The organism is Streptomyces sp. ISL-87 (assembly GCF_018614095.1).
GTDB lineage: Bacteria > Actinomycetota > Actinomycetes > Streptomycetales > Streptomycetaceae > Streptomyces.
This window is the reverse complement of the sequence record NZ_JAGGOY010000025.1, coordinates 48150-71748: the sequence shown is the minus strand read 5'-3', so window position 1 is coordinate 71748 and position 23599 is coordinate 48150. Positions and strand designations below refer to the sequence as shown.

Here is a 23599-nt window from a genome sequence, read left to right as displayed (position 1 = left end):
CTAGTCGGCGTCGCTGAGAAGGACATCGGCGTCGAAGCAGGTGCGGGCGCCGGTGTGGCAGGCGGCTCCGACCTGGTCGACCTTGACGAGCACGGTGTCGGCGTCGCAGTCGAGGGCTACGGACTTCACGTGCTGGAAGTGGCCGGACGTATCCCCCTTGACCCAGTACTCCTGGCGGCTGCGCGACCAGTACGTACAGCGACCGGTGGTCAGCGTGCGGTGCAGGGCCTCGTCGTCCATCCAGCCGAGCATGAGCACCTCACCGGTGTCGTACTGCTGGGCGATGGCCGGTACCAGACCGTCCGGGGAGCGCTTGAGGCGGGCGGCGACGGCGGGGTCGAGGGAGGACGTACTCATGGGGGACATTGTGCCGCGAGACGGGGGCGGTTCTGGATCTCTGTCCGCCTGATGAGCAGGCACCGGCCGGGTTCCAGCCGTAGGCTGGCCCCCATGTCTACCCATGCGAAGCGTGAACGCCTGCTGCTGGCGGACCTGTTGGAGGCGGCGGGGCCGGAGGCGCCGACGCTGTGCGGGGGCTGGCGCACGCGGGAGCTGGCCGCGCACGTGGTCGTCCGGGAGCGTCGCCCGGACGCGGCGGGCGGGCTCCTGCTGAACGTGCTGAAGGCCCGCCTGGACAAGGCGATGGAGGAGTACACGGCCAAGCCGTACGAGGAACTGATCCAGCTGATCCGGACCGGCCCGCCGAAGATGTCGGTGTACTCGCTGAAGCAGATCGACGAGGTCGCGAACGCGGTGGAGTTCTACGTCCACGCCGAGGACGTACGGCGCGCCCAGCCGGACTGGTCCCCGCGGGAGCTGGACCCGGTGTTCTCGGACTCCCTGTGGTCCCGCCTGGAGAAACTGGCCCGCCTGACGGGCCGCCGCTCCCCGGTGGGCCTGGTACTGCGCCGCCCGAACGGCCAGACGGCGGTCGCGCACAAGGGGACCCCGGTGGTGACGGTCACGGGCGAGCCGGGTGAGCTGACGCTGTTCTGCTTCGGCCGCCAGGACGCCGCCGCCGTGGAACTGGACGGCCCGCCGGAGGCGGTCGCGAAGCTGACCGTGGCCCAGCTGGGCATCTAGTGACGCGTCCGGACCCCGGTCGGCGGCGTCAGGCCGCCCAGTCGCGCAGGAGGCGGGCGGCCACCTGCAAGGTGGCCTTCTCGGTGCGGATGTCCCGCACCAGCTGCACCATGGCACCCGGTGGCGGAGCGATCGGTGTGCCGCTCTGCTCCATGTACTCCCAGGCACACATCGCGCCGATGATGCCGTTGTAGTCCTCGAACGGCCTGAGGCGCACGATGGTCTCGAGCAACGCCGCCGCCCGGGTCGGGGCCTCCTCGTAGTACGGCTCACCCGCGAAGCGTTCGAACGCGTGCCGCTCCACGGCCGCGTGCAGCGCTCCCCAGTCCCTCAGTGCCGGATCCGCCGGAACACGGCTGTACTGGATGCCCAGGATCCAGCCGGCATCGATGCGGAGATTCACCGGTCGCCCTCCGCGAAGGCGTCCAGGAACTCCGGGGCGAGCAGCGCGAACTTCGTGCTCGCCCCTTCGATGAACCGCTGCCGCTGCCGTCGGCGCACGACATCCTCGGTGAGTATGTCGTGCGCCAGACGCTTGATCGCGACGCCTTGCTCCTTCGCCTCGGCGCGCAGCTCGGCCAGTTCGTCGTCGGTGAAATCGATCGTGATTCCAGGCATACGGTCAGCTTAGATCCGCCGCTACCCGTACCGCTACCGGCTTCACTACCACGAGGGGCGCCCCGAACTACCGAACGGGATGCCCCGCCTCGCGGAGGGTGTCCTTGACCTGGCCGATGCGCAGGTCGCCGAAGTGGAACACCGACGCCGCGAGAACCGCGTCGGCGCCCGCCGCGATCGCCGGGGGGAAGTGCTCCAGCTTGCCGGCGCCGCCGGAGGCGATCACCGGGACCGTGACGTGCTTGCGCACAGCCGTGATCATCTCGGTGTCGTAGCCGTCCTTGGTGCCGTCGGCGTCCATCGAGTTCAACAGGATCTCCCCGGCGCCCAGCTCGGCCGCCCGGTGCGCCCACTCGACGGCGTCGATGCCCGTGCCCTGACGGCCGCCGTGCGTGGTGACCTCGAAGGAGCCGGACGGCGTCCGCCGCGCGTCCACCGACAGCACCAGCACCTGCCGACCGAACCGCTCCGCGATCTCCTGGATCAGCTCGGGCCGCGCGATGGCGGCCGTGTTCACGCCCACCTTGTCGGCACCCGCCCGCAGCAGCTTGTCCACGTCGTCGGCGGTGCGGACACCGCCGCCCACGGTCAGCGGGATGAAGACCTGCTCGGCGGTCCGCCGCACCACGTCGTACGTGGTCTCGCGGTTCCCGGAGGACGCGGTGATGTCGAGGAAGGTCAGCTCGTCGGCGCCCTCGGCGTCGTACAGCTTGGCCATCTCCACCGGGTCGCCGGCGTCCCGCAGGTTCTGGAAGTTGACGCCCTTGACGACCCGGCCGTTGTCCACGTCCAGGCAGGGGATCACCCGTACGGCGAGGGTCATGCGGTGGCTCCTGTCGGACCGAAGGCTTCCACCTCCACCTCGACGACCATGCTGGGGTCGACGAAGCCGGAGACGATGATCATGGATGCGGCGGGGCGGACGGCGTCGAACAGCTCCTTGTGGGCGCGGCCGACCTCCTCCACGTCCCGGGCGTGCGTGAGGTACATCCGGGTGCGGACCACGTGCTCGGGGCCGAGACCGGCCTGGGACAGGGCCTTGAAGGCGACGCCGAAGGCGCCGATGGCCTGGTCGTACGGGCCGTTGGCGTCGGCCGCGGTGCAGCCGGAGACCAGGACGAGGCCGTTCGGGAGCTGGACGGCGCGCGAGTAGCCGATGACGTCCTCGTAGGCGCCGCCGGAAGAGATACGGCGAACTGCGTCGGAGCTCATGCGGAGACCACCTTCAGGGCCTCCTCCAACGTGAAGGCCTTGGCGTACAGGGCCTTACCCACGATCGCACCCTCCACGCCCAGCGGCACCAGCTCGGACAGCGCCCGCAGGTCGTCCAGCGAGGAGATGCCGCCGGAGGCCACGACCGGCCGGTCCGTGGCCGCGCAGACGTTGCGCAGCAGCTCCAGGTTGGGGCCGGTCAGCGTGCCGTCCTTGCCGATGTCGGTGACGACGTAGCGGGCGCAGCCCTCGGAGTCCAGGCGCGCGAGGGTCTCGTACAGGTCGCCGCCCTCGCTGGTCCAGCCGCGGCCCTTGAGGGTGGTGCCGCGCACGTCGAGACCGACCGCGATCTTGTCCCCGTGCTCGGCGATGGCCTTGGCGGCCCACTCGGGGGTCTCCAGGGCGGCGGTGCCGAGGTTGACGCGGGTGCAGCCGGTGGCCAGGGCCGCGGCGAGCGAGGCGTCGTCGCGGATGCCGCCGGACAGCTCGACCTTGATGTCCATGGCACCGGTGATCTCTGCGACCAGGGCGCGGTTGTCGCCGGTGCCGAAGGCGGCGTCCAGGTCGACCAGGTGGAGCCATTCGGCGCCGGAGCGCTGCCAGGCGAGGGCGGCCTCCAGCGGGGAGCCGTAGGAGGTCTCGCTGCCGGACACCCCGTGCACGAGGCGGACGGCCTGCCCGTCGCGGACGTCGACCGCGGGGAGGAGCTCAAGTGTGGGTGCCGTCATCACAGGGTCTCGATCCAGTTGGTGAGGAGCTGGGCTCCGGCGTCGCCGGACTTCTCGGGGTGGAACTGGGTGGCCCACAGGGCCCCGTTCTCCACCGCCGCGACGAAACGCTCGCCGTGGGTGGCCCAGGTGACCTTGGGGGCGCGGATCAGCGGGTTGGTGACCTCCAGGCTCCAGTCCTTCGCCGCGTAGGAGTGCACGAAGTAGAACCGGGCGTCGGCATCGAGGCCGGCGAAGGCCTGGCTGTCGGCCGGGGCGTCGACGGTGTTCCAGCCCATGTGGGGGACGACCGGGGCCTTGAGCGGGCCGACCGTGCCGGGCCACTCGTCGAGGCCCTCGGTCTCGACGCCGTGCTCGATGCCGCGCTCGAAGAGGATCTGCATGCCGACGCAGATACCCATGACCGGGCGGCCGCCGGAGAGCCGGCGGCCGATGATCCAGTCGCCGCGGACGTCCTTGAGGCCCCGCATGCAGGCGGAGAAGGCGCCGACGCCGGGGACCAGGAGCCCGTCGGCGTCCATGGCCTTGTCGTAGTCGCGGGTGATCTCGACGTCCGCGCCGACGCGCGCGAGGGCGCGCTCGGCGGAGCGGACGTTGCCGAAGCCGTAGTCGAAGACGACGACGGACTTGGTGGGGCTGGCTGCGCTCATTGCCAGATTCCTTGGATTCGCAGGACTCCGGCGGCAAGACACATCGCGGAGCCGATGGCGAGCAGAATGACGACCGACTTGGGCATCTGCTGCTTGTGGAAGGAGTAGACACCACCGGCCAGGAAGAGGCCGAGGACGATCAGGATGGTGTTGAGGCCGGTCACGGCTAGAGGGCGCCCTTCGTGGAGGGCAGGATGCCGGCCGCGCGCGGGTCGAACTCGGCGGCGTACCGCAGAGCCCGGGCGAGGGCCTTGAACTGGCACTCCACGATGTGGTGGGCGTTGCGGCCGTACGGGACGTGGATGTGCAGCGCGATCTGGGCCTGCGCGACGAAGGACTCGAAGATGTGCCGGGTCATCGTCGTGTCGTACGAGCCGATCATCGGCGCCATGTTCTCGGGCTCGGTGTGCACGAGGTAGGGGCGGCCGGACAGGTCCACGGTCACCTGTGCGAGCGACTCGTCGAGCGGCACGGTGCAGTTGCCGAAGCGGTAGATGCCCACCTTGTCGCCGAGGGCCTGCCGGAAGGCGGCGCCGAGCGCGAGGGCGGTGTCCTCGATGGTGTGGTGGGTGTCGATGTGCAGGTCGCCGTCCGTCTTGACCGTGAGGTCGAAGAGGCCGTGGCGGCCGAGCTGGTCAAGCATGTGGTCGTAGAAGCCCACACCCGTCGAGACGTCGACCTTGCCGGTGCCGTCGAGGTTTATCTCGACGACGACCGAGGTCTCCTTCGTGGTCCGTTCGACCCGTCCGATGCGGCTCATGCCTGCTGCTCCTTCTTCAGTGCGCGAACCGCTTCCAGGAACGCGTCGTTCTCGGCCGGGGTGCCGGCGGTGACCCGCAGCCAGCCCGGTACGCCGTTGTCCCTGACCAGGACACCCTGGTCGAGGATCTTCTGCCAGGCGGTGTGGGAGTCGTCGAACTTGCCGAACTGGATGAAGTTCGCGTCGGACTCGGTGACCTCGTAGCCGATGGCCCGCAGTTCGACGACGAGGCGGTCCCGCTCGGCCTTGAGCTGCTCGACGTAGCCGAGCAGGGTGTCGGTGTGCTCCAGGGCGGCCAGCGCGGTCGCCTGGGTGACGGCCGACAGGTGGTACGGCAGGCGTACGAGCTGCACGGCGTCGACCACGGCCGGGTGCGCGGCCAGGTAGCCCAGCCGCAGGCCGGCGGCGCCGAAGGCCTTGGACATGGTCCGGGAGACCACCAGGTTCGGGCGGCCCTCGATCAGCGGAAGGAGGGAGTCCCGGTGGCTGAACTCGACGTACGCCTCGTCCACGACGACGAGCGAGGGCTTGGCCGCCTGCGCTGCCTCGTAGAGGGCGACGACCGTCTCCGCCTCGACCGCGGTACCCGTGGGGTTGTTGGGCGAGGTGATGAAGACGACGTCGGGCGCGTTCTCGGCGATGGCCTGCTCGGCCGCCGCCACGTCGATGGTGAAGTCCTCGCGGCGCGGGCCGGAGATCCAGCCGGTGCCGGTGCCGCGGGCGATGAGCGCGTGCATCGAGTACGAGGGCTCGAAGCCGATGGCCGTCCGCCCGGGCCCGCCGAAGGTCTGCAGCAGCTGCTGGAGCACCTCGTTGGAGCCGTTGGCGGCCCATACGTTCTCCCGCGCGACGGCGTGCTTGCCCGTACGGGTGAGGTAGGCGGCCAGCTCGGTCCGCAGCTCGATCGCATCCCGGTCGGGGTAGCGGTTGAGGGTGCGGGCCGCGTCGGCGACGCGCTCGGCGATACGCCGGACGAGTTCCTCGGGGAGCTCGTACGGGTTCTCGTTGGTGTTCAGCTGGACGGGCACGTCGAGCTGCGGGGCGCCGTACGGGGTCTTGCCGCGCAACTCGTCCCGGATGGGGAGGTCGTCAATTCCGATGGTGCCGGTCATGCCTGTGGAACCTTCCATCCGAAGCGCGCCTTCAGGGCCGCGCCGTGCGCGGGCAGGTCCTCGGCCTCGGCCAGCGTCACCACGTGGTGGGTGACCTCGGCGAGGGCGTCCCGCGTGTAGTCGACGATGTGGATCCCGCGCAGGAAGGACTGCACGGACAGGCCGGAGGAGTGGCAGGCGCAGCCGCCGGTGGGCAGCACGTGGTTCGAGCCGGCGCAGTAGTCGCCGAGGGAGACCGGGGCCCAGGGGCCGACGAAGATCGCGCCGGCGTTGCGCACCCGGGCGGCCCAGGCGGCCGCGTCGGCGGTCTGGATCTCCAGGTGTTCGGCGCCGTACGCGTCGACGACCTTGAGGCCGTCCTCCAGGCTGGCGACCAGCACGATCGCGGACTGGCGGCCTGCGAGCGCGGGCTTGATCCGGTCCTCGATGTGCTTGGTGGCCGCGACCTGCGGCTCCAGCTCCTTCTCGACGGCTGCCGCGAGCTCCTCGGAGTCCGTGACGAGGACGGCCGCGGCCAGCGGGTCGTGCTCGGCCTGGCTGATCAGGTCGGCGGCCACGTGCACCGGGTCGGCCGTGGAGTCCGCGAGGACCGCGATCTCGGTCGGGCCGGCCTCGGTGTCGATGCCGATCCTGCCGGTGAAGTAGCGCTTGGCGGCGGCGACCCAGATGTTGCCGGGGCCGGTCACCATGTTTGCGGGGGCGCACTCGTCCGTCCCGTACGCGAACATCGCGACGGCCTGGGCGCCGCCCGCGGCGTACACCTCGTCGACGCCGAGCAGCGCGCACGCGGCGAGGATCGTCGGGTGCGGCAGGCCGTCGAACTCGGCCTGCGGCGGAGAGGCCAGCGCGATCGACTCGACGCCCGCCTCCTGCGCGGGTACGACGTTCATGACGACGGAGGACGGGTACACGGAGCGGCCGCCCGGGGCGTACAGCCCCACGCGCTCGACCGGAACCCACTTCTCGGTCACGGTGCCGCCGGGGACCACCTGGGTGGTGTGCTCGGTGCGGCGCTGGTTGCGGTGCACGATCCGGGCGCGCCGGATCGACTCCTCGAGGGCGGCGCGGACGGCCGGGTCGAGCTCGTCGAGAGCGGTCTTGAGCGCCTCGGCGGGCACCCTGACCTGCTCCAGCGTCACCCCGTCGAACTTCTGCGCGTACTCGATCAGCGCCGCCGTGCCACGATGATGGACGTCCTCGCAGATGGGCCGCACCTTCTCCAGGGCAGCTTCTACGTCGAACTCGGCACGGGGCAGCAGATCGCGCAGGGCGCCACCCTCGGGGAGGGCGTCACCGCGCAGGTCGATACGAGAGATCACCTCCCAATTCTCTCAGACCGCCTCCCGCCCCCGTTCGCCTGTATCACTGGCTGATACACGCCCCGGATGTCACTGGCGCCCATTAGCGTTCCCGTACACGCATGTGAAGCGGAGGGGGGCCGCCATGACCGAGGTGCGCACGGAGGGGGAACCGTCGGATCTCGGCAATGCCGAGCTCCTCATGTGGCGGTCCTACCGCACGGGCAGCGTCTGCGACCTCAGCACCCGCTCCGGGGACCTCGACAACCCGCACTCCGACCTGGTCTGGGGCCCCGAGCGCAGCGTCCGCGCCGAGATCGTGGCGCTGCTGCTGCTCCACGGGCCGGGCCCGGTGCCGGGCCGGGTGGCCTCGCTGAAGCTGCGCGGCGTGCGGATCACCGGGCGCCTCGATCTGTCCGGCGGCACGGTGCAGCCGTACGTGGAGCTCCAGTCCTGCCGCTTCGACAGCGAGATCCAGCTGTCCGAGACCCGGTTCGGCACGCTCCGCATGGTCAACTGCGCCATCCCCCGGCTGGAGGCGGCCCGGCTGCACACGGAGGGTGATCTGCACCTGCCGCGCTGCCGGGTGGCGCGCGGGATCCGGCTGACCGACGCGCAGATCGGCACGGACCTGCTGGTCAGCCAGGCCGTGGTGCAGCGGGACAACAAGGGGCGGGCGATCGCGGCCGACGGGTTGTCCGTCGCGCAGGACTTCCAGGGCGAGCTGCTGGAGACGTATGGCGAGGTCAGCCTGCGCGGTGCCAAGATCGGCGTGTCGATGAACCTGCGCGGGGCCCGGCTGCGGAACCCGTACGGGCGGCGCGCGCTCAACGCGCCGCAGCTGACCGTCGAGCGGACGCTGTACCTGACCTCGATCGCGATGGATTACGTGCCCGGCGGCGCGGGCTCCTCCACTCCCCCGTACGGCATCGCCCAGACGCCCACGCCCACGCGCGGGCAGCGGGCGCAGCGCTTCGAATGCCGGGGCGGGCTGCGTCTGGACGACGGGCGCTTCGGGGACGCCGTCGACTTCTACGGCGCGCGGTTCACGCTCACGGCCGAGCAGGAGGTGTCCCTGCGCCGGATCCAGACGCCGGAGCTGCGGTTCGTGGGGGAGCGGCCGGAGCACGGCCGGGTGGTGCTGTCCGGGGCGAAGGTGGTCAAGCTGGTCGACACCTCCACCAGCTGGCCGGGGCCGGGCGGGGTGTCCATAGAGGGATTCGCCTACGAGAATCTCGCGCCCCGCGGCCATTTCCCGCTGTCGCGCCGGCTGGACTGGGTGGAGGCGGCCACCCCGGAGTACTCGCCGGAACCGTACGAACGGCTGGCGGCCGTACTGCGCGCCAGCGGCGAGGACGCGGACGCCCGGGAGGTCCTGCTGGCCAAGCAGCGCCGCCGCCGGGCGACCCTGCCCCCGGCGGCGAAGGCCTGGGGCCACCTCCAGGACTGGACGGTGGTGTACGGCTACCGGCCGGGCCGGGCCGCCCTGTGGATGGCGGTGCTGTGGGCGGCGGGTGCGGTGCTGTTCTCCCGCCTCCACCCGGAGGCGATCAAGCCGGACGAGCACCCCGAGTGGGACCCCGCCCTCTACGCCCTGGACCTGCTCCTGCCCGTGATCGACCTGGGGCAGGAGGGCCAGTGGAAGCTCGTGGGCGCCTGGCAGTGGGGGGCGACGGCCCTCGTGATGCTGGGGTGGATCCTGGCCACGACGGTGGCGGCGGGGGCCTCACGGCTGCTGAGGCGGGGGTGACGGCCTCGGGCCCCGGGCCATTACCCTGTGCGTCGTGACCACCGTTCGCCTGCCCCTCTTCCCGCTCAACCAGGTGCTGTTCCCGGGCCTCGTGCTGCCGCTGAACATCTTCGAGGAGCGTTATCGCGCCATGATGCGCGAACTGCTGAAGGCGGGCGAGGACCAGCCGCGGCGTTTCGCGGTCGTCGCGATCCGCGACGGCTGGGAGGTCGCGCCGACCGCCCCGGGTCTGCCGGACCAGACGGCCCTGCCCGAGCGGAGCCCGGCCGCGGGCTTCGGCGCGGACCCGATCCAGGCCTTCCACCGGGTGGGCTGCATCGCGGACGCGGCGACGATCCGGGAGCGGGAGGACGGCAGCTTCGAGGTGCTCTCCACGGGCACGAGCCGCGTCCGGCTGCTCTCGGTCGACTCCTCGGGCCCCTACCTGGTCGCGGAACTCGAAGAACTCCCCGAGGACGCGGGCGAGGGCGCGGGCGCGCTGGCCGAGGGTGTACTCCGGGCCTTCCGCAACTACCAGAAGCGCCTGGCCGGAGCCCGCGAACGCTCCCTGGCCACGGCCGCCGAACTGCCCGATGACCCCTCGGTCGTCTCCTACCTGGTGGCGGCGGCGGCCGTCCTGGACATCCCGGCGAAGCAGCGCCTGCTCCAGGCCCCGGACACGGCGACCCGCCTCGCGGAGGAACTGAAACTGCTCCGCACCGAAACAGCGGTGATCCGCCACCTGCCGTCCCTCCCGGCGGTGGACCTGACACGCACCCCGACAAGCCCGAACTGACGGGCCCGAACCGATGGCCAGGAAGAAACCGGCGGGCACCCCCGCGATCGCCGCCCTCACCTCGGCAGGCGCGGAGTTCACCACCCACGCCTACGAGCACGACCCCGCGCATCCCTCGTACGGCGAGGAAGCGGCGCAGGCCATGGGCGTCTCCCCGACGCAGGTCTTCAAGACCCTGGTCACCGAGGTGGACGGCGTCCTGACGGTGGCGGTGGTCCCGGTCTCGGGCACCCTGGACCTGAAAGCCCTGGCCACGGCTCTTGGCGCCAAACGCGCGACGATGGCCGACCCCGCCCTGGCGGAACGCACCACCGGCTACGTCCTGGGCGGCATCTCCCCCCTGGGCCAGCGCAAATGCCTCCGCACGGTCCTGGACGCCTCCGCCGCCGCCCACCCCACCATCTGCGTCTCGGCCGGCCGCCGCGGCCTGGAAGTCGAACTCACCCCCACCACCCTGACCACCCTCACCGAGGCCACATTGGCCCCCATCGCCCGCCCGTAGCCTGCGGCGCCCGAGGTGTGCCGGGTGCGGCACCGCCGCCGGGGGCCAGCCCCCGGACCCCCGCGCCTCAAACGCCGGCGGGGCTGAATCAATCCAGCCCCGCCGGCGTGTGAGGCGCGGGGTCTGGGGCGGAGCCCCTGGGGGTCCCCCCGGACGGAGTCTGGGGGAGAAACGGAGAAAGGGCGGGGCGGGGAGAGGGCCCCGCGCAGCGGCAGCACGGGCCGGCGTCAGCCCTGCGGCGGCGCCCCCGGGGCGTCAGACGGCTCCCCGCCCTGCACAGCCGGCTGCACAGCCGACGGCGCCGCGTAGTAGCCGCCCCAACCGGAACCCCCCGGCTCGGGATCCCGCGGACCCCACACCGCCGTCAACACCAAATGCACCAGCACAGCCACCACAGACCACACCAGCAACGCCCCGTGCGCCAGCAACTGCAACGGCGCATCGAACGGAACGCCCTTCCCCGCCTTGACCGCCGCGGCCAGAAGATCCCCGGACGGCCCGAGCCACAGCCCCAGCCGCCACCCCACCAACGCGGCGAAGCCGGATCCCACCGCCAGCCCGATCACCAGCGGGATGCCCCCACGCCGCCGCCACACGAACGCGCCCACCGCGCTCACCGCGCCCAGCGCCGCCGACAGCAGCAGGAACGTCCCGTCAGCCCCGATCCGCGCCTCGCTCTCGGTGTTCCGCAGGAACAGGGCCTCCCCGTTCGAGACGTACTGCACCCGCGGCGCCAGCCACGCCCACAGCACACCGAGCAGCACCCCGGCCACACCCACCGCCAGGGCAACGGCGGCCCCGTCGCGGATGTCCGCAGCCGTAATGGCCGCGCCGGAGGCGTCACCCGGCTTCTCCGGAGGGGGCCACGGCGGGTCGGTCGGAGAGGGGGGCGGCGGGGTCACGGCTTCGGTCACCCCCACATCGTGCCAGGTACCCGCGCCGCCGGCGTCAGCGGACCGCCGCCCGCCGGTACGCCCACGTCGCGGCGGCCAGGGACAGCACCCCCACCGCCCCGCACACACCCAGATCGAGCACGACCGCCGCCCAGTCGGGATGCGGCGCGAACGTCCGCGCGAACGCCTCCACCCCGTACGTCGACGGCAGCAGGTCCCGCGCCCACACGATCACGTCCGGCATCCGCTCCGGCGGCAGTACGCCCAGCAGCAGCGCGGCCGACATGCCCAGCTGCCCGGCCAGTGTGGCCAGCTCCTGCCGCGGCGCCAGCAGCCCGAGCGCCGCGCCCAGCCCGGCCAGCGCGGCCCCGGCCAGCGGCACCACCGCGGCCAGGATCCACAGCCCGCCCATCGGCAGCCCGAACAGCACGCACCCGAACACCGCCGTCACCAGCGTCCCCGGCAGCGTGAAGGAGGCGTACGCGGCGGCCGCGCCCAGCACCACCGACGCGGGCGGCACCGGCAGGGTGGCGTAGTGGTCCAGCCCCCCGCTCGCCCGGAGCTGCCCGAAGTACTGCGCGAGGAGATTCAGCGCGACGAAGGCGACGACGAGCACCGAGGACCCGGCCACGACGGCCCGGGCCTCCGAGCCGCCGTCCACCACACCCCGCATCAGGATCATGATCCCGATGGACTGGAAGGTGGCCACGAACAGCAGCGGGATCCGCGCGACCCGTGCCCGGGACAGCTGCGCCCGGTACACCGCGGCCAGCGCCGGGAAGAACCGGGCCCGCGGCGCCAGCACGGCAGCGGCGGCAGTAGTAGGAGCAAGGCTCATGCCTTCACCAGCCCCGTCATCCGTCCGCCCAGTGCGAGGTACACGTCCTCCAGGCTCGGCGTGGCCAGGGTGAAGTCGTCGAGCGCGGCGAAGGCCGGCCCGCCGGTGACCGCGGCCACCGCCGCCCGCGCCTCGTCCGGCGCCAGCCGGAGCACCCAGCGGCGCCCCGCCTCGGTGGCCAGCGGAGCCAGCGCCGCGACCTCCGGCACCTCCCGGGGCGCGGCGGTCCGCCACACCAGCTCCAGCCGGACCTCGTCGGAGACCTTGGCCTTGAGCCCGGCCGGGGTGTCGCAGGCGATGACCTTGCCCTGGTCGATGACGGCGACGCGGTCGAGGACCGTCTCGGCCTCGATGACGTTGTGGGTGACCAGCAGGACCGTGGCGCCGTGCTGTGCGCGCCGCCGGTCCACGGCCGACCACACCGCGCGGCGGGCCACCGGGTCCATGCCGGTGGTGGGCTCGTCGAGGACCAGCACCGGCCGCTCCCCGACCAGCGCGGCGGCGAAGCAGGCCAGCCGCCGCTGCCCGCCGGAAAGCTTCTTCAGGGGCCGGCCGGCGATCCCGGTCAGCCCGAGTTCCTCCAGTACGGCGTCCCGCGCGGCCCGCGCCGCCTGTACGCCGAGCCCGCGCAGCCGTCCCGTCGTCTCGGCGGCCAGTGCCACCGTCAGCTCGTCCAGGGCAGTGGACTCCTGCCCGAGGTAGGCCAGCAGCCGGGCCGCCCGCTCGGGGTGGCGTACGAGGTCGTGGCCGAGCAGGGTCACGCTGCCCGCGTCGGGCCGCAGCAGGCCGGTGAGCTGGCGAACCAGGGTGGACTTGCCGGCGCCGTTGGGGCCGAGCAGGCCGAAGATCTCGCCGCGCCGGACGTCCAGGGAGATTCCGTCGGTGGCGCGGGTCTCGGGCAGGGCGGGAGCCCCGCGCCGGCCGCGTACGGCGGGATACGTCTTGACCAGGTCACGCACCGCGCAGACCACGTCGGAAGCCGCGTCCGCGGCCACTGCCGTGCTCGGTTCTGCTGGTGCTGTGCCCGTACTCACGAGGGAGCAGCCTACGCGGCTTCCACCCCTACTCGGGCGTCGGGGTCACGGGCGCCGACGGCACGGCGGCCGGTGCCCCGGCCACGTGCTCGGCGGCCGCGCGGACGTCGATCTCCCGCCAGAAGCCGGCCCGGATGGCGTAGCGGTCGTGCTCGTCGATCTGGTCGTCCTTGTGCGCGAGCAGCCCGAACCGGGCGGCGTACCGCAGCAGCTCCCCGTCGATCCGGTGCGGGATGCGCGGGTACATCGTGGCCAGCCTCTGCAGGTGCACGCTCTCCGGCAGCCGCTCCATCCAGCGCCGGGCGAACACCTGGCCCACCTCGAACGGGTCTCCGCCGACGGTGGTGATGTCCTCTTCCCGGTCGGCCCAGCGCTGTTCGGCGCTGGTGAGCTGGGCGAGGGTGGGCAGGGAGGCGGTCTCGGCGGGTTCGCCCAGGGGTCCGGCCCGGTCGATCCAGCCCTTGTCGGAGGACCAGCGCAGGGCGCTGCCGGCCGGGGCCGCGCCGTGCTGGCCGTTCTGCGGCGCGGCGGGCTGCCCGGGCGCGCGCAGGGAGGCGAGGTCCTTGGGGGTGGGTACGGGCTTGGTCCCCTCGGTGGCGGGCGCCGGTACGGGTGCGCTGTGCCCGGCGCTCTCCGTGGCGGCGGGGGAGCCGTTGCGGGCGGCTTCGGCCAGCGCCGCCTCGGGCAGCGGGGCGGAGAGGATCGCGGCGATCTCGGGGCGCGGGGCGGGCGGCGGGGCGCACAGTCCGGCGAGGTCTTTGGCCCGGACGGCCCGGGTGATCCAGGCCCGGTCCAGGACCCGGCGTTCGTCGGCCTCGGCGACGAGGTCCTCGGACTGGTTGTAGTCCCCGTCGGCGGCCTGGACGGCCCACAGGTGGACGGCGACCCCGTGTTCCTTGGCGGACATCAGGCCGGGCAGCAGGTCCCCGTCGCCGGTGACCAGTACGACGTCCGAGCAGGCGCGGTTGCGGGCCAGCTCGGTGAGTTCGGCGTGCATCGCGGCGTCCACGCCCTTCTGCGCCCAGCGGCCGTCGCTGCGGGTCAGTGCCCCGAGCCGGACGGTGACGCGGGGCATGACGCGCAGCCGCCGGTGCTCGGGCTGCGGCACCCGGTCGGGCGCGCCGTCGAACCAGTAGATGCGCAGCAGTGGTTGTTCGGTGTCGGCCTCGGCCCGCTCGCGCAGGCCCTGGATGAGGGCGGCATGGTCGACGGTGATGCGGGAGCGGGAGGGCTCCCCCGCGAGAAGGCTTGCGGCGGCGCCCAGCAGATAGCCGGCGTCCACCAGGACGACGCAGCGGTCCACGCGTTCCACCCTCTTCCCTGGGGGTCCTCTGTGTTTTTCGCGGTTGCCCCGAGTCTGCCCGACCGCAACGGCGCGCACGGCCGGAACTCGATCATCGGCGTGGCGGATCCGGCGGCTTTCAGGAAAGGGCTGACGGCTACGCGCGGCAAAGATCCAAAATGCGCGCTTTCTGGTGGTGTGTGAGGGTGAAGGCGGTCCTGGCCCCTAGACCCTCACGGAGGCTCCACCATGGCCAAGAACAAGAACCGTCAGCAGCCCGCCAAGCAGCAGCCCCGCACGTCCGCGCAGGACACCTCGAAGAGCTCGGCGGAGTCCCAGCCCGACACCTCGTCGCAGGCCCCGAGTCCGATGGATATGGCCCACAAGAGCAAGCAGAAGAAGTTCGGCCACAACTGACGGGCCTCCGCGATCGTACGAAGAGGGGCGCACCCGGAGTCGTCCGGGTGCGCCCCTCTTCACGCTTCACGCTATCCGGCCAGGCAGGACGGCCCGAGCAGCACCTTGAGGTCGCCGAAGAGGGCGGGGTCGGGCTGGACCCGGTGCTTGTCGAGCCGCAGCACGGTCGTGGTCCGCGGCCCTTGCAGCTTGATCCGTACCTCGGTGTTGCCCTTGTGGTGGCGCAGGATCTCCCCCAGACGGGTCACCATCGGCGGAGTGACCTTGACGGTCGGGATGGTGAGGACCACCGGGGCGTTCGTTCCGGCCGAGGACAGGTCGGGGACCATCATCTCCATGGCGACCAGCCGGGGGATGTCCTCGCGCTTGTCGAGGCGGCCCTTGACGAAGACGACGGTGTCCTCGACCAGCTGGGTGGAGACGAGCTGGTAGGTCGCGGGGAAGAACATGCACTCGATGGAGCCGGCCAGGTCCTCGACGGTGGCGATGGCCCAGGCGTTGCCCTGCTTGGTCATCTTGCGCTGGAGGCCCGAGATGATGCCGCCGATGGTGACGACGGCGCCGTCGGAGTGCTCGCCGCCGGTCAGCTGGGAGATGCCGGCGTCCGTCTTGTCGGACAGGACGTGTTCCAGGCCGAACAGCGGGTGGTCGGAGACGTAGAGGCCGAGCATCTCGCGCTCCTGGGCGAGCAGGTAGGACTTCTCCCACTCCACGTCGGAGAACTCCACGTCGAGGCCGAAGCCCGGCTCGTCGCTCGCGCCCTCGTCACCCATTCCGCCGAAGAGGTCGAACTGTCCCTCGGCCTCCTTGCGCTTCACGGCGACCACGTTGTCGATCATCGACTCGTGGTGGGCGACCAGGCCCTTGCGGGTGTGGCCCATCTCGTCGAAGGCCCCGGCCTTGATCAGCGACTCGACGGTCCGCTTGTTGCAGACCACGGCCTCGACCTTGTCGAGGAAGTCGGGGAAGGAGGAGTACTTCCCCTTGGCCTTCCTGGTCTTGATGATCGACTCGACGACGTTCTGGCCGACGTTGCGCACCGCGGTGAGGCCGAAGAGGATCACGTCGTCGCCCTGGGCGGCGAAGTTCGGCTCCGACTCGTTCACGTTCGGCGGCAGGACCTTGATGCCCATGCGCCGGCACTCGTTCAGGTAGATCGCGGACTTGTCCTTGTCGTCCTTGACCGAGGTGAGCAGGCCGGCCATGTACTCGGCCGGGAAGTTCGCCTTGAGGTAGGCGGTCCAGTAGGAGACCAGGCCGTACGCGGCCGAGTGGGCCTTGTTGAAGGCGTAGCCGGCGAAGGGGACCAGGACGTCCCACAGGGCCTGGATGGCCTTGTCGCTGTAGCCGTTCTTCTTCGCGCCCTCCTGGAAGATGACGAAGTTCTTCGCCAGCTCCTCGGGCTTCTTCTTGCCCATCACTCGGCGCAGGATGTCGGCCTCGCCGAGCGAGTACCCGGCGATGATCTGGGCGGCCTTCTGGACCTGCTCCTGGTAGACGATCAGGCCGTAGGTGACCGCGAGCACCTCTTCGAGGGGCTCCTCCAGCTCCGGGTGGATCGGGGTGATCTCCTGCTGCTTGTTCTTTCGCAGGGCGTAGTTCGTGTGCGAGTTCATGCCCATCGGGCCCGGCCGGTACAGGGCCGAGACGGCGGAGATGTCCTCGAAGTTGTCGGGCTTCATCAGGCGCAGTAGCGAGCGCATGGGGCCGCCGTCGAACTGGAAGACGCCGAGGGTGTCACCGCGGCCGAGCAGTTCGAAGGTCTTGGGGTCGTCGAGCGGGAGGGCCAGGAGATCGATGTCGATCCCCTTGTTGGCCTTCACCATCTTGACGGCGTCGTCCATGATCGTGAGGTTGCGCAGGCCGAGGAAGTCCATCTTCAGCAGGCCGAGCGACTCGCAGCTCGGGTAGTCCCACTGGGTGATGGTGACGCCGTCGGTGTGCCGCACCCAGACGGGTACGTGGTCGGTGATCGTCTCGCTGGACATGATCACGCCGGCCGCGTGCACGCCCATCTGGCGGACCAGGCCCTCCACACCGCGGGCGGTGTCGATGACCTTCTTCACGTCGGGCTCGTTCTCGTACATCCCGCGGATCTCGCCGGCCTCGCCGTAGCGCGGGTGCTGCGGGTCGAGGATGCCGGAGAGCGGGATGCCCTTGCCGAGGACGTCGGCGGGCATGGCCTTGGTGAGCCGGTCGCCCATGGCGTACGGGTAGCCCAGGACGCGCGCGGAGTCCTTGATCGCGTTCTTGGCCTTGATGGTGCCGTACGTACCGATCATGGCGACCTTGTCGGCGCCGTACTTCTCGGTCACGTACCGGATCACCTCGACGCGCCTGCGCTCGTCGAAGTCGATGTCGACGTCGGGCATGGAGACGCGCTCGGGGTTCAGGAAGCGCTCGAAGATCAGACCGTGGGTGAGCGGGTCGAGGTCGGTGATGCCCATGGCGTACGCGACGATCGAGCCGGCCGCGGAGCCTCGGCCGGGGCCGACCGCGATGCCCTGGTTCTTGGCCCACATGATGAAGTCGGCGACCACGAGGAAGTAGCCGGGGAAGCCCATCGAGATGATCGTGTCCATCTCGTACTCGGCCTGCTTCATCCGGTCCTCGGGGATGCCCCCGGGGTAGCGGCGGTGCATGCCGCGCATGGTCTCCTCGCGGAACCAGGTGACCTCGGTGTAGCCGTCCGGGATGTCGAACTTCGGCATCAGGTTCCGGAACTTGAACATGCCCTCGGTCTCGATCTGGTCCGCGACCAGCCGCGTGTTGGCGCAGCCCTCCTGCCAGGCGTCGGAGGAGTCGATGGCGTACATCTCGTCCGTGGACTTCAGGTAGTAGCCGGTGCCGTCGAAGCGGAAGCGGTCCGGGTCCGAGAGGTTCTTGCCGGTCTGGATGCAGAGCAGGGCGTCGTGGGCGCCGGCCTCGCTCGCGTACGTGTAGTGCGAGTCGTTCGTCACCAGCGGCGGGATGCCGAGCTTCTTGCCGATCTCCAGCAGCCCGTCGCGGACCCGGCGCTCGATCTCGATGCCGTGGTCCATCAGCTCCAGGAAGTAGCGGTCCTTGCCGAAGATGTCCTGGTACTCGGAGGCGGCCTTCAGGGCCTCGTCGAACTGGCCGAGGCGCAGCCGGGTCTGCAGCTCGCCGGAGGGGCAGCCGGTGGAGGCGATCAGCCCCTCGGACCACTTGCTGATGGTCTCCTTGTCCATGCGCGGCCACTTCGTGAGCCAGCCCTCGGCGTACGCGTCGGAGGACAGCCGGAAGAGGTTGTGCAGACCGGTGGCGTTCGCCGCCCAGATCGTCTTGTGGGTGTAACCGCCGGAACCGGAGACGTCGTCGCGCTTCTGGTGGGGCTGGCCCCACTGGATGCGCCGCTTGTTGCGCCGGGACTCGGGGGCCACGTACGCCTCGATGCCGATGATCGGGGTGATCCCGGCCTTCTGGGCGGTGTGGAAGAAGTCGTAGGCCCCGTGCAGGTTGCCGTGGTCGGACATGGCGATGTGCGTCATGCCCATCTCGTTGCACGCGTTGAACATGTCCTTCAGCCGCGCGGCACCGTCCAGCAGCGAGTACTGGGTGTGGACGTGCAGGTGCGTGAACGGCGGCTTGGTCACGGTGGGAGTCTCCTGAAAGATCACGGTGGCGCGCAGCGCCTCGGTGAGGGGCGGTGGCCGGGTGACGGGTGGGCGGGGAGAGAGGGGCGGCAGCTCTGAATCCTACGTCGACCGGGTGACAATTCCTGGGCACCGACGGGTACGGTCATCCGTTGCAGAGCCAAGGACGGCTGTCCGAAAACCGATCCACCCCCGCACCACCAGGAGGCATCCGCCATGGCGGTTCCCGAGACGACCGACGAGCAGCGCGCCGAGCAGATACTCGATGTGTTCGACACCGCGTTCGGTGAGCTGCTCGCCGCCGACCCCGCTGCCTTCCAGGTCAAATTCCGGAAGATGGCGGCCTCCGCCTTCGCTTTCTACCGGGGCACGGCCTGCCTCTTCTACGCGGATCTGGAGCGGGAACGGCACGGCGGCCCGTACCTGGACGAGCAGACCGGCCGGGTGTGGATCCACGGCGATCTCCACGCGGAGAACTTCGGCACGTACATGGACTCCAACGGCCGGCTGATCTTCAACGTCAACGACTTCGACGAGGCCTACGTCGGCCCCTTCACCTGGGACCTGAAGCGGTTCGCCGCCTCCGTCGCCCTGATCGGCTACACCAAGGCGCTCAGCGACGGCCAGATCAGCGAGCTGGTACGGGTCTACGCGGGCGCCTACCGCGAGCGGATCCACGCGCTGGCCACCGGGGCGAAGACCTGTGACATGTCGGAGCTGCCCTCCTTCACCCTGGACACCGCCGAGGGCCCGCTGCTGGGGGCCCTGCGCTCGGCCCGCGCCCGCACCCGCTTCTCCCTCCTGGACTCGATGACCGAGATCCGGGACTTCGAGCGCCGCTTCACCCCCGACGGCGGCTCGGTCGAGCTGGACGCGGCCACCCGGTACAAGGTGCTGGCCGCCTTCGACGGGTACCTGGAGACCCTGCCCGACGAGTCCCTGGTGCGGCCCGACTCCTACCGGGTCAAGGACGTGGTGGGCCGCCGGGGCGTCGGGATCGGCTCGGCCGGCCTGCCCTCGTACAACATCCTGCTGGAGGGGCACAGCGACGCCCTGGAGAACGACGTCGTGATCTACCTCAAGCAGGCGCAGACCCCGGCCGTGTCCCGGCACATCACCGACCGGTCGGTGCGCGACTACTTCCAGCACGAGGGGCACCGCACGGTGATCTCCCAGCGGGCCCTTCAGGCGCACGCCGACCCGTGGCTGGGCTGGACGGAGCTGGACGGGGCCGGGCAGCTGGTGGCGGAGGTCTCCCCGTACGCGGTGGACCTGGACTGGTCGGACCTCGACGACCCGGAGGAGATCGCGGCCGTGGTCGCGGACCTGGGCCGGGCGACGGCGACCATGCACGGGGCGGCCGACGCGGCCGAGAGCGGGCAGACGCTGGTCCCCTTCTCCACCGAGCGGGCCATCGACGCGGCCATCGCCGCCGACGAGAAGGGTTTCGCGGGCCTGCTGGTCGACTTCGCCCACGCCTACGGAGCCCGGGCGCGCGCCGACCACCAGATCTTCGTGGACCTGTTCCGCAACGGCCGTCTCACGCCATAAAGTCCCGCGCTCCGCGGACCCGGGCCCGTTTTCACAGGTACTCATGGCAAACTCGCGGCGATGGACATATCAGCTGTAGGGCTTCGAGGGCTGCGGGCCGCGCTGTTCAGCGCGCTCCTCGTGCTGCTCTCGGCCGGCTCCCATGTCCTGATGTCCCAGGTGGCGCTGCCGCCGGTGCTGGTCGGCGGGGCCTTCGCCGCCGTGTTCGCGATCGCCTTCGCGCTGGCGGGCCGGGAGCGGGGCCTGGGTCCGATCGCCGGGCTGCTGGTGCCGCTGGAGCTGGCGGCCGACACCGTCTTCACCGCCGGACAGCACGTCTGCTACGGCCCCGCGGGCGGCCCGGTCTCCGGTCCGCTGCACGCGCTGGGCCTGGACGAGCTGTGCGGCGGGACCCCACTGGGCGGCCCGCTGGCCGGGGCGGCCGGGCGGGCCGGCGACCCGGCGGCGCTGCTGGCCTCGCCCGGGCCGTGGACGCCCTGGCTGCTGCTGGGGGCGCACGTCTCGGTCGGGCTGCTCGCCGCGGTGTGGCTGCGGCACGGGGAGCGGGCGCTGGCCCGGCTGCTGCGGGCGGTGGCCGCGTTCGCGTTCCGGCCGCTGGTGCTGGCGGCGGCCTCGGTGACGGTGGTCGCCCGGCCCGCGCGGCGGGCGCTGCGGCCGGTCCTTCCGGGCGCGGGAGCCCGTACCCGATTCCCCGCACACTCCGTGGGACGGCGGGGACCTCCTGTACGCGGTGCGCTCGCGAGCGCCTGACACACGTACGGCAGTCACGGCAGTCCCCCCTCTTTTTTCACACCACGGAGATCACGATGAGTTCACGCAACAGCCAGGCGAACAAGGCGGCGGCCCGCGAGAGGCTGCGCGCCGATCGTGAGCGGCAGGCCAAGAAGGACAAGGTGCGCCGCCAGGTGATCGTGGCCGGGGCGGTCGTCGCCGTCCTGGCCCTGGCCGGCGGCGTCGGCTACGCGGTCGTGCAGGCCAATCAGCCGGGCTACTGGGAGAAGGCCGCCAAGGCCGAGCTGGTCAAGCCGAAGAACACCACGGGCGACGACGGCACCACGGTCGTCATCGGCAAGGCCGACGCGAAGAAGACCCTGGAGCTGTACGAGGACTCCCGCTGCCCGGCGTGCGCGGCGTTCGAGCAGTCCGCGGGCGAGCAGGTCAAGAAGGACATCGACGCGGGCAAGTACAAGCTCCAGTACTTCGGCGCGACGTTCATCGACAACGCCGCCAAGGGCGAGGGCTCGAAGAACGCGCTGAGCGCGCTGGGCGCGGCGCTGAACGTCAGCCCGGAGGCCTTCCTCGACTACAAGGCCGCCCTGTACTCCAAGGAGCTGCACCCCGAGGAGACCGTCGACAGCTTCGCCAAGGACGACTACCTCATCAAGGTCGCGGACACGGTCCCGGCACTCAAGGGGAACGCCGAGTTCAAGAAGGCCGTCGAGGACGGTACGTACGACCGGTGGGCGATGGAGATGTCGAAGGCCTTCAACAAGTCCGGGGTGACGGGTACTCCGACGCTGAAGATGGACGGCAAGAAGATCGAGACCCCGTCGGGCCCGGAGGCCTTCACGGCCGCGATCGACAAGGCTCTCCAGGGTTGACCCCTGTCAACACCAGTCAATAGCGGCCAATACCGGCCAATGCAGGCCATCCCGGGCCGGTCTTTCCGGTCCCTGCGGGCCGATGGGCGGGCGAACTCCAAGAGTTCGCCCGCCCGTTGTGTTTCCAGGGGTGTACCCACGGTTATACCCGTCAGTAATATGATCGGCCGTGACCAGTCATCTCTCTTCCTCCCCCACCGCGGCGGCGACTCCGCGCCGCCGAACGGTCGTCCTGGCCGCCGCGGCCACCGCCGCGCTGGCCCCGCTCACCTCGCTGACCGCCTCGGCCGCCCACGCGGCGGAGGGCGCCCCGGCGTTCCTGCACGGCGTGGCCTCCGGCGACCCGCTGCCCGACGGGATCCTGCTGTGGACCCGCGTCACCCCGACCCCCGAGGCCGTGCCCGGCTCCGGCATAGGCCCGGCCACCGAGGTGGCCTGGGAGGTCGCCGAGGACAAGGCCTTCTCCCGCGTCGTCGCGAGCGGCGCCGTGACCGCGAGCGCCGGCTCCGACCACACGGTCAAGGTGGACGTGCGCGGGCTGCGGACGGCGACCGCGTACTGGTACCGGTTCACCGCCGGCGCCACCGTCTCCCCGGCCGGGCGCACCCGCACCGCCCCGGGCCACGATGTGACCACCCCCGGCGTCCGGTTCGGCGTGGTCTCCTGCGCCAACTGGGAGTCCGGCTACTTCTCGGCGTACCGCCACCTGGCGGCCCGTACCGACCTGGACGCGATCCTGCACCTGGGCGACTACATCTACGAGTACCAGACCGGCGGGTACCCGGAGGCGAAGTACGTCGTGCGCCAGCACGAGCCGAAGAACGAGATCGTCTCGCTGGCCGACTACCGCACCCGGCACGGCAAGTACAAGACGGACGCCGACCTCCAGGCGCTGCACGCGGCCCACGCGATCGTCGCCATCTGGGACGACCACGAGTTCGCCAACGACGCCTGGGCGGGCGGCGCCGAGAACCACACGCCGGGCGCCGAGGGCGAGTGGGCGGCCCGCGCGGCCGCCGCCAAGCAGGCGTACTTCGAGTGGATGCCCGTACGCACCTCCATCGCCGGCACCGTCTACCGGCGGCTGCGCTTCGGCACCCTCGCCGACCTGCACCTGCTGGACCTGCGCTCCTTCCGCTCAGAGCAGGTCAAGGTCGGCAACGGCGCGGTGGACGACCCGGAGCGCACGATCACCGGGCGCGCCCAGCTGGACTGGCTCAAGTCGGGCCTCGCGAGCTCGAACGCGACCTGGAAGCTGGTCGGCACCTCGGTGATGATCTCGCCGGTGGCCTTCGCCTCGCTGCCCGCGCACCTGCTGGAGCCGCTCACGAAGCTGCTCGGCCTGCCCGAGGGCGGCCTCGCGATCAACGTGGACCAGTGGGACGGGTACACGGACGACCGCAAGGAGCTGCTGGGCCACCTGAGGGACCGGAACATCAAGAACACGGTGTTCCTGACCGGTGACATCCACATGGCCTGGGCGAACGACGTCCCGGTGAACATGGCGACCTACCCGGGATCGGGCACGGCGGCGACCGAGTTCGTGGTCACCTCGGTGACCTCCGACAACATCGACGACATGCTGCACGTGCCGGCGGACACCGCCTCGCTGGTCGCCGAGACGGCCATCAAGGCCGCCAACTGGCACGTGAAGTGGCTGGACATGGACGCGCACGGCTACGGCGTCCTGGACGTCACGGCGGAACACTCGCAGATGGACTACTACGCCGTCTCCGACAAGCGCCGGCAGGACGCGACGTCCGCGTGGGCGCGCTCGTACCGGACCCGCAACGGGACGCAGAAGGTGGAGCGGGTGTACCAGCCGATTCGCTGAGCTTCGCGGCGGATTCGCTGACAGACCGTCAATTTTGCTGGCGAAAG

The 23599-nt window shown here is 71.1% G+C and carries 25 protein-coding genes; 9 read left to right on the top strand and 16 right to left on the bottom strand.

Annotated features, from left to right (window positions below; all coding sequences use genetic code 11):
* On the bottom strand, nt 1-366 hold the full coding sequence (gene hisI / locus J7I97_RS09850) for a phosphoribosyl-AMP cyclohydrolase (RefSeq protein ID WP_214932883.1): 366 nt from the start codon (nt 364-366) through the stop codon (nt 1-3).
* Between the two features lie 84 nt (nt 367-450).
* Here hisI and J7I97_RS09845 point away from each other — a divergent pair, with 84 nt between their 5' ends.
* Nucleotides 451-1083, top strand: coding sequence for a TIGR03085 family metal-binding protein (locus J7I97_RS09845; RefSeq protein WP_214932881.1), 633 nt, complete (start codon nt 451-453; stop codon nt 1081-1083).
* A gap of 28 nt (nt 1084-1111) precedes the next feature.
* On the opposite strand, the gene J7I97_RS09840 is transcribed toward J7I97_RS09845, so the two are convergent.
* From J7I97_RS09840 to hisD, 10 genes are all read right to left on the bottom strand, one after another.
* Nucleotides 1112-1486: a hypothetical protein gene (locus J7I97_RS09840; protein ID WP_214932879.1), complete on the bottom strand. Its 375-nt coding sequence runs from the start codon at nt 1484-1486 to the stop codon at nt 1112-1114.
* The gene (locus J7I97_RS09835) at nt 1483-1701 is read right to left on the bottom strand and encodes a hypothetical protein (protein WP_214932877.1); all 219 of its coding nucleotides are present in this window, start codon (nt 1699-1701) and stop codon (nt 1483-1485) included. The genes J7I97_RS09840 and J7I97_RS09835 overlap by 4 nt, the downstream gene beginning before the upstream one ends.
* 67 nt (nt 1702-1768) lie before the next feature.
* Nucleotides 1769-2524: an imidazole glycerol phosphate synthase subunit HisF gene (gene hisF, locus J7I97_RS09830; protein ID WP_214932875.1), complete on the bottom strand. Its 756-nt coding sequence runs from the start codon at nt 2522-2524 to the stop codon at nt 1769-1771.
* Nucleotides 2521-2913: a RidA family protein gene (locus J7I97_RS09825; RefSeq protein ID WP_214932873.1), complete on the bottom strand. Its 393-nt coding sequence runs from the start codon at nt 2911-2913 to the stop codon at nt 2521-2523. Before J7I97_RS09825 ends, hisF begins: the two co-directional genes overlap by 4 nt.
* Nucleotides 2910-3641 carry a bifunctional 1-(5-phosphoribosyl)-5-((5-phosphoribosylamino)methylideneamino)imidazole-4-carboxamide isomerase/phosphoribosylanthranilate isomerase PriA gene (priA, locus tag J7I97_RS09820; RefSeq protein ID WP_214932871.1) on the bottom strand — a complete coding sequence of 244 codons (732 nt, stop codon included), beginning with the start codon at nt 3639-3641 and terminating at the stop codon, nt 2910-2912. The genes J7I97_RS09825 and priA overlap by 4 nt, the downstream gene beginning before the upstream one ends.
* Nucleotides 3641-4291 carry an imidazole glycerol phosphate synthase subunit HisH gene (hisH, locus tag J7I97_RS09815; RefSeq protein ID WP_214932869.1) on the bottom strand — a complete coding sequence of 217 codons (651 nt, stop codon included), beginning with the start codon at nt 4289-4291 and terminating at the stop codon, nt 3641-3643. The genes priA and hisH overlap by 1 nt, the downstream gene beginning before the upstream one ends.
* Nucleotides 4288-4455 (bottom strand): hypothetical protein, encoded by a 168-nt coding sequence (locus J7I97_RS09810; RefSeq protein ID WP_214932868.1) that lies wholly within the window; start codon nt 4453-4455, stop codon nt 4288-4290. Before J7I97_RS09810 ends, hisH begins: the two co-directional genes overlap by 4 nt.
* 2 nt (nt 4456-4457) lie before the next feature.
* Nucleotides 4458-5051 (bottom strand): imidazoleglycerol-phosphate dehydratase HisB, encoded by a 594-nt coding sequence (hisB, locus tag J7I97_RS09805; protein WP_008738630.1) that lies wholly within the window; start codon nt 5049-5051, stop codon nt 4458-4460.
* Entirely contained in the window at nt 5048-6163 is a 1116-nt protein-coding gene (locus J7I97_RS09800; RefSeq protein WP_214932866.1) for a histidinol-phosphate transaminase, read from the bottom strand. Before J7I97_RS09800 ends, hisB begins: the two co-directional genes overlap by 4 nt.
* On the bottom strand, nt 6160-7482 hold the full coding sequence (hisD, locus tag J7I97_RS09795; RefSeq protein ID WP_214932864.1) for a histidinol dehydrogenase: 1323 nt from the start codon (nt 7480-7482) through the stop codon (nt 6160-6162). Before hisD ends, J7I97_RS09800 begins: the two co-directional genes overlap by 4 nt.
* Nucleotides 7483-7606: 124 nt before the next feature.
* Here hisD and J7I97_RS09790 point away from each other — a divergent pair, with 124 nt between their 5' ends.
* The 3 genes from J7I97_RS09790 to ybaK are packed head-to-tail and all read left to right on the top strand — an operon-like array spanning nt 7607 to nt 10488.
* Nucleotides 7607-9211, top strand: a complete 1605-nt coding sequence (locus J7I97_RS09790) for an oxidoreductase (protein WP_214932862.1) — start codon at nt 7607-7609, stop codon at nt 9209-9211.
* Between the two features lie 34 nt (nt 9212-9245).
* Nucleotides 9246-9986: an LON peptidase substrate-binding domain-containing protein gene (locus J7I97_RS09785; protein ID WP_214932860.1), complete on the top strand. Its 741-nt coding sequence runs from the start codon at nt 9246-9248 to the stop codon at nt 9984-9986.
* A 13-nt stretch (nt 9987-9999) separates the two neighbouring features.
* A complete protein-coding gene (ybaK, locus tag J7I97_RS09780) occupies nt 10000-10488 on the top strand; it encodes a Cys-tRNA(Pro) deacylase (RefSeq protein ID WP_214932858.1) in 489 nt (162 codons plus the stop codon).
* 227 nt (nt 10489-10715) lie between these two features.
* On the opposite strand, the gene J7I97_RS09775 is transcribed toward ybaK, so the two are convergent.
* The 4 genes from J7I97_RS09775 to J7I97_RS09760 form a co-directional block, all read right to left on the bottom strand.
* On the bottom strand, nt 10716-11402 hold the full coding sequence (locus J7I97_RS09775) for a DUF2567 domain-containing protein (RefSeq protein ID WP_251058641.1): 687 nt from the start codon (nt 11400-11402) through the stop codon (nt 10716-10718).
* Nucleotides 11403-11436: 34 nt separating this feature from the next.
* Nucleotides 11437-12219, bottom strand: coding sequence for an ABC transporter permease (locus J7I97_RS09770; RefSeq protein ID WP_214932856.1), 783 nt, complete (start codon nt 12217-12219; stop codon nt 11437-11439).
* Nucleotides 12216-13214, bottom strand: a complete 999-nt coding sequence (locus J7I97_RS09765; RefSeq protein ID WP_214932916.1) for an ABC transporter ATP-binding protein — start codon at nt 13212-13214, stop codon at nt 12216-12218. Before J7I97_RS09765 ends, J7I97_RS09770 begins: the two co-directional genes overlap by 4 nt.
* A 67-nt stretch (nt 13215-13281) precedes the next feature.
* Complete coding sequence (locus tag J7I97_RS09760; RefSeq protein ID WP_214932854.1) at nt 13282-14565, bottom strand: NYN domain-containing protein; 1284 nt, start codon at nt 14563-14565, stop codon at nt 13282-13284.
* 219 nt (nt 14566-14784) lie between these two features.
* On the opposite strand from J7I97_RS09760, the gene J7I97_RS09755 reads away from it, so the two are divergent.
* Nucleotides 14785-14952, top strand: coding sequence for a hypothetical protein (locus tag J7I97_RS09755; RefSeq protein ID WP_214932852.1), 168 nt, complete (start codon nt 14785-14787; stop codon nt 14950-14952).
* A 71-nt stretch (nt 14953-15023) separates the two neighbouring features.
* Here J7I97_RS09755 and dnaE read toward each other — a convergent pair whose 3' ends face one another.
* Nucleotides 15024-18566: a DNA polymerase III subunit alpha gene (gene dnaE / locus J7I97_RS09750; protein ID WP_214932850.1), complete on the bottom strand. Its 3543-nt coding sequence runs from the start codon at nt 18564-18566 to the stop codon at nt 15024-15026.
* A gap of 216 nt (nt 18567-18782) precedes the next feature.
* On the opposite strand from dnaE, the gene J7I97_RS09745 reads away from it, so the two are divergent.
* The 4 genes from J7I97_RS09745 (at nt 18783) to J7I97_RS09730 (ending at nt 23552) form a co-directional block, all read left to right on the top strand.
* Nucleotides 18783-20117: a DUF2252 domain-containing protein gene (locus J7I97_RS09745; protein ID WP_214932848.1), complete on the top strand. Its 1335-nt coding sequence runs from the start codon at nt 18783-18785 to the stop codon at nt 20115-20117.
* Nucleotides 20118-20177: 60 nt separating this feature from the next.
* On the top strand, nt 20178-20867 hold the full coding sequence (locus J7I97_RS09740; RefSeq protein ID WP_214932846.1) for a hypothetical protein: 690 nt from the start codon (nt 20178-20180) through the stop codon (nt 20865-20867).
* 56 nt (nt 20868-20923) lie between these two features.
* Nucleotides 20924-21718 (top strand): DsbA family protein, encoded by a 795-nt coding sequence (locus J7I97_RS09735; protein ID WP_214932844.1) that lies wholly within the window; start codon nt 20924-20926, stop codon nt 21716-21718.
* Between the two features lie 169 nt (nt 21719-21887).
* Complete coding sequence (locus J7I97_RS09730; protein WP_214932842.1) at nt 21888-23552, top strand: alkaline phosphatase; 1665 nt, start codon at nt 21888-21890, stop codon at nt 23550-23552.
* Nucleotides 23553-23599: the final 47 nt, after the last annotated feature.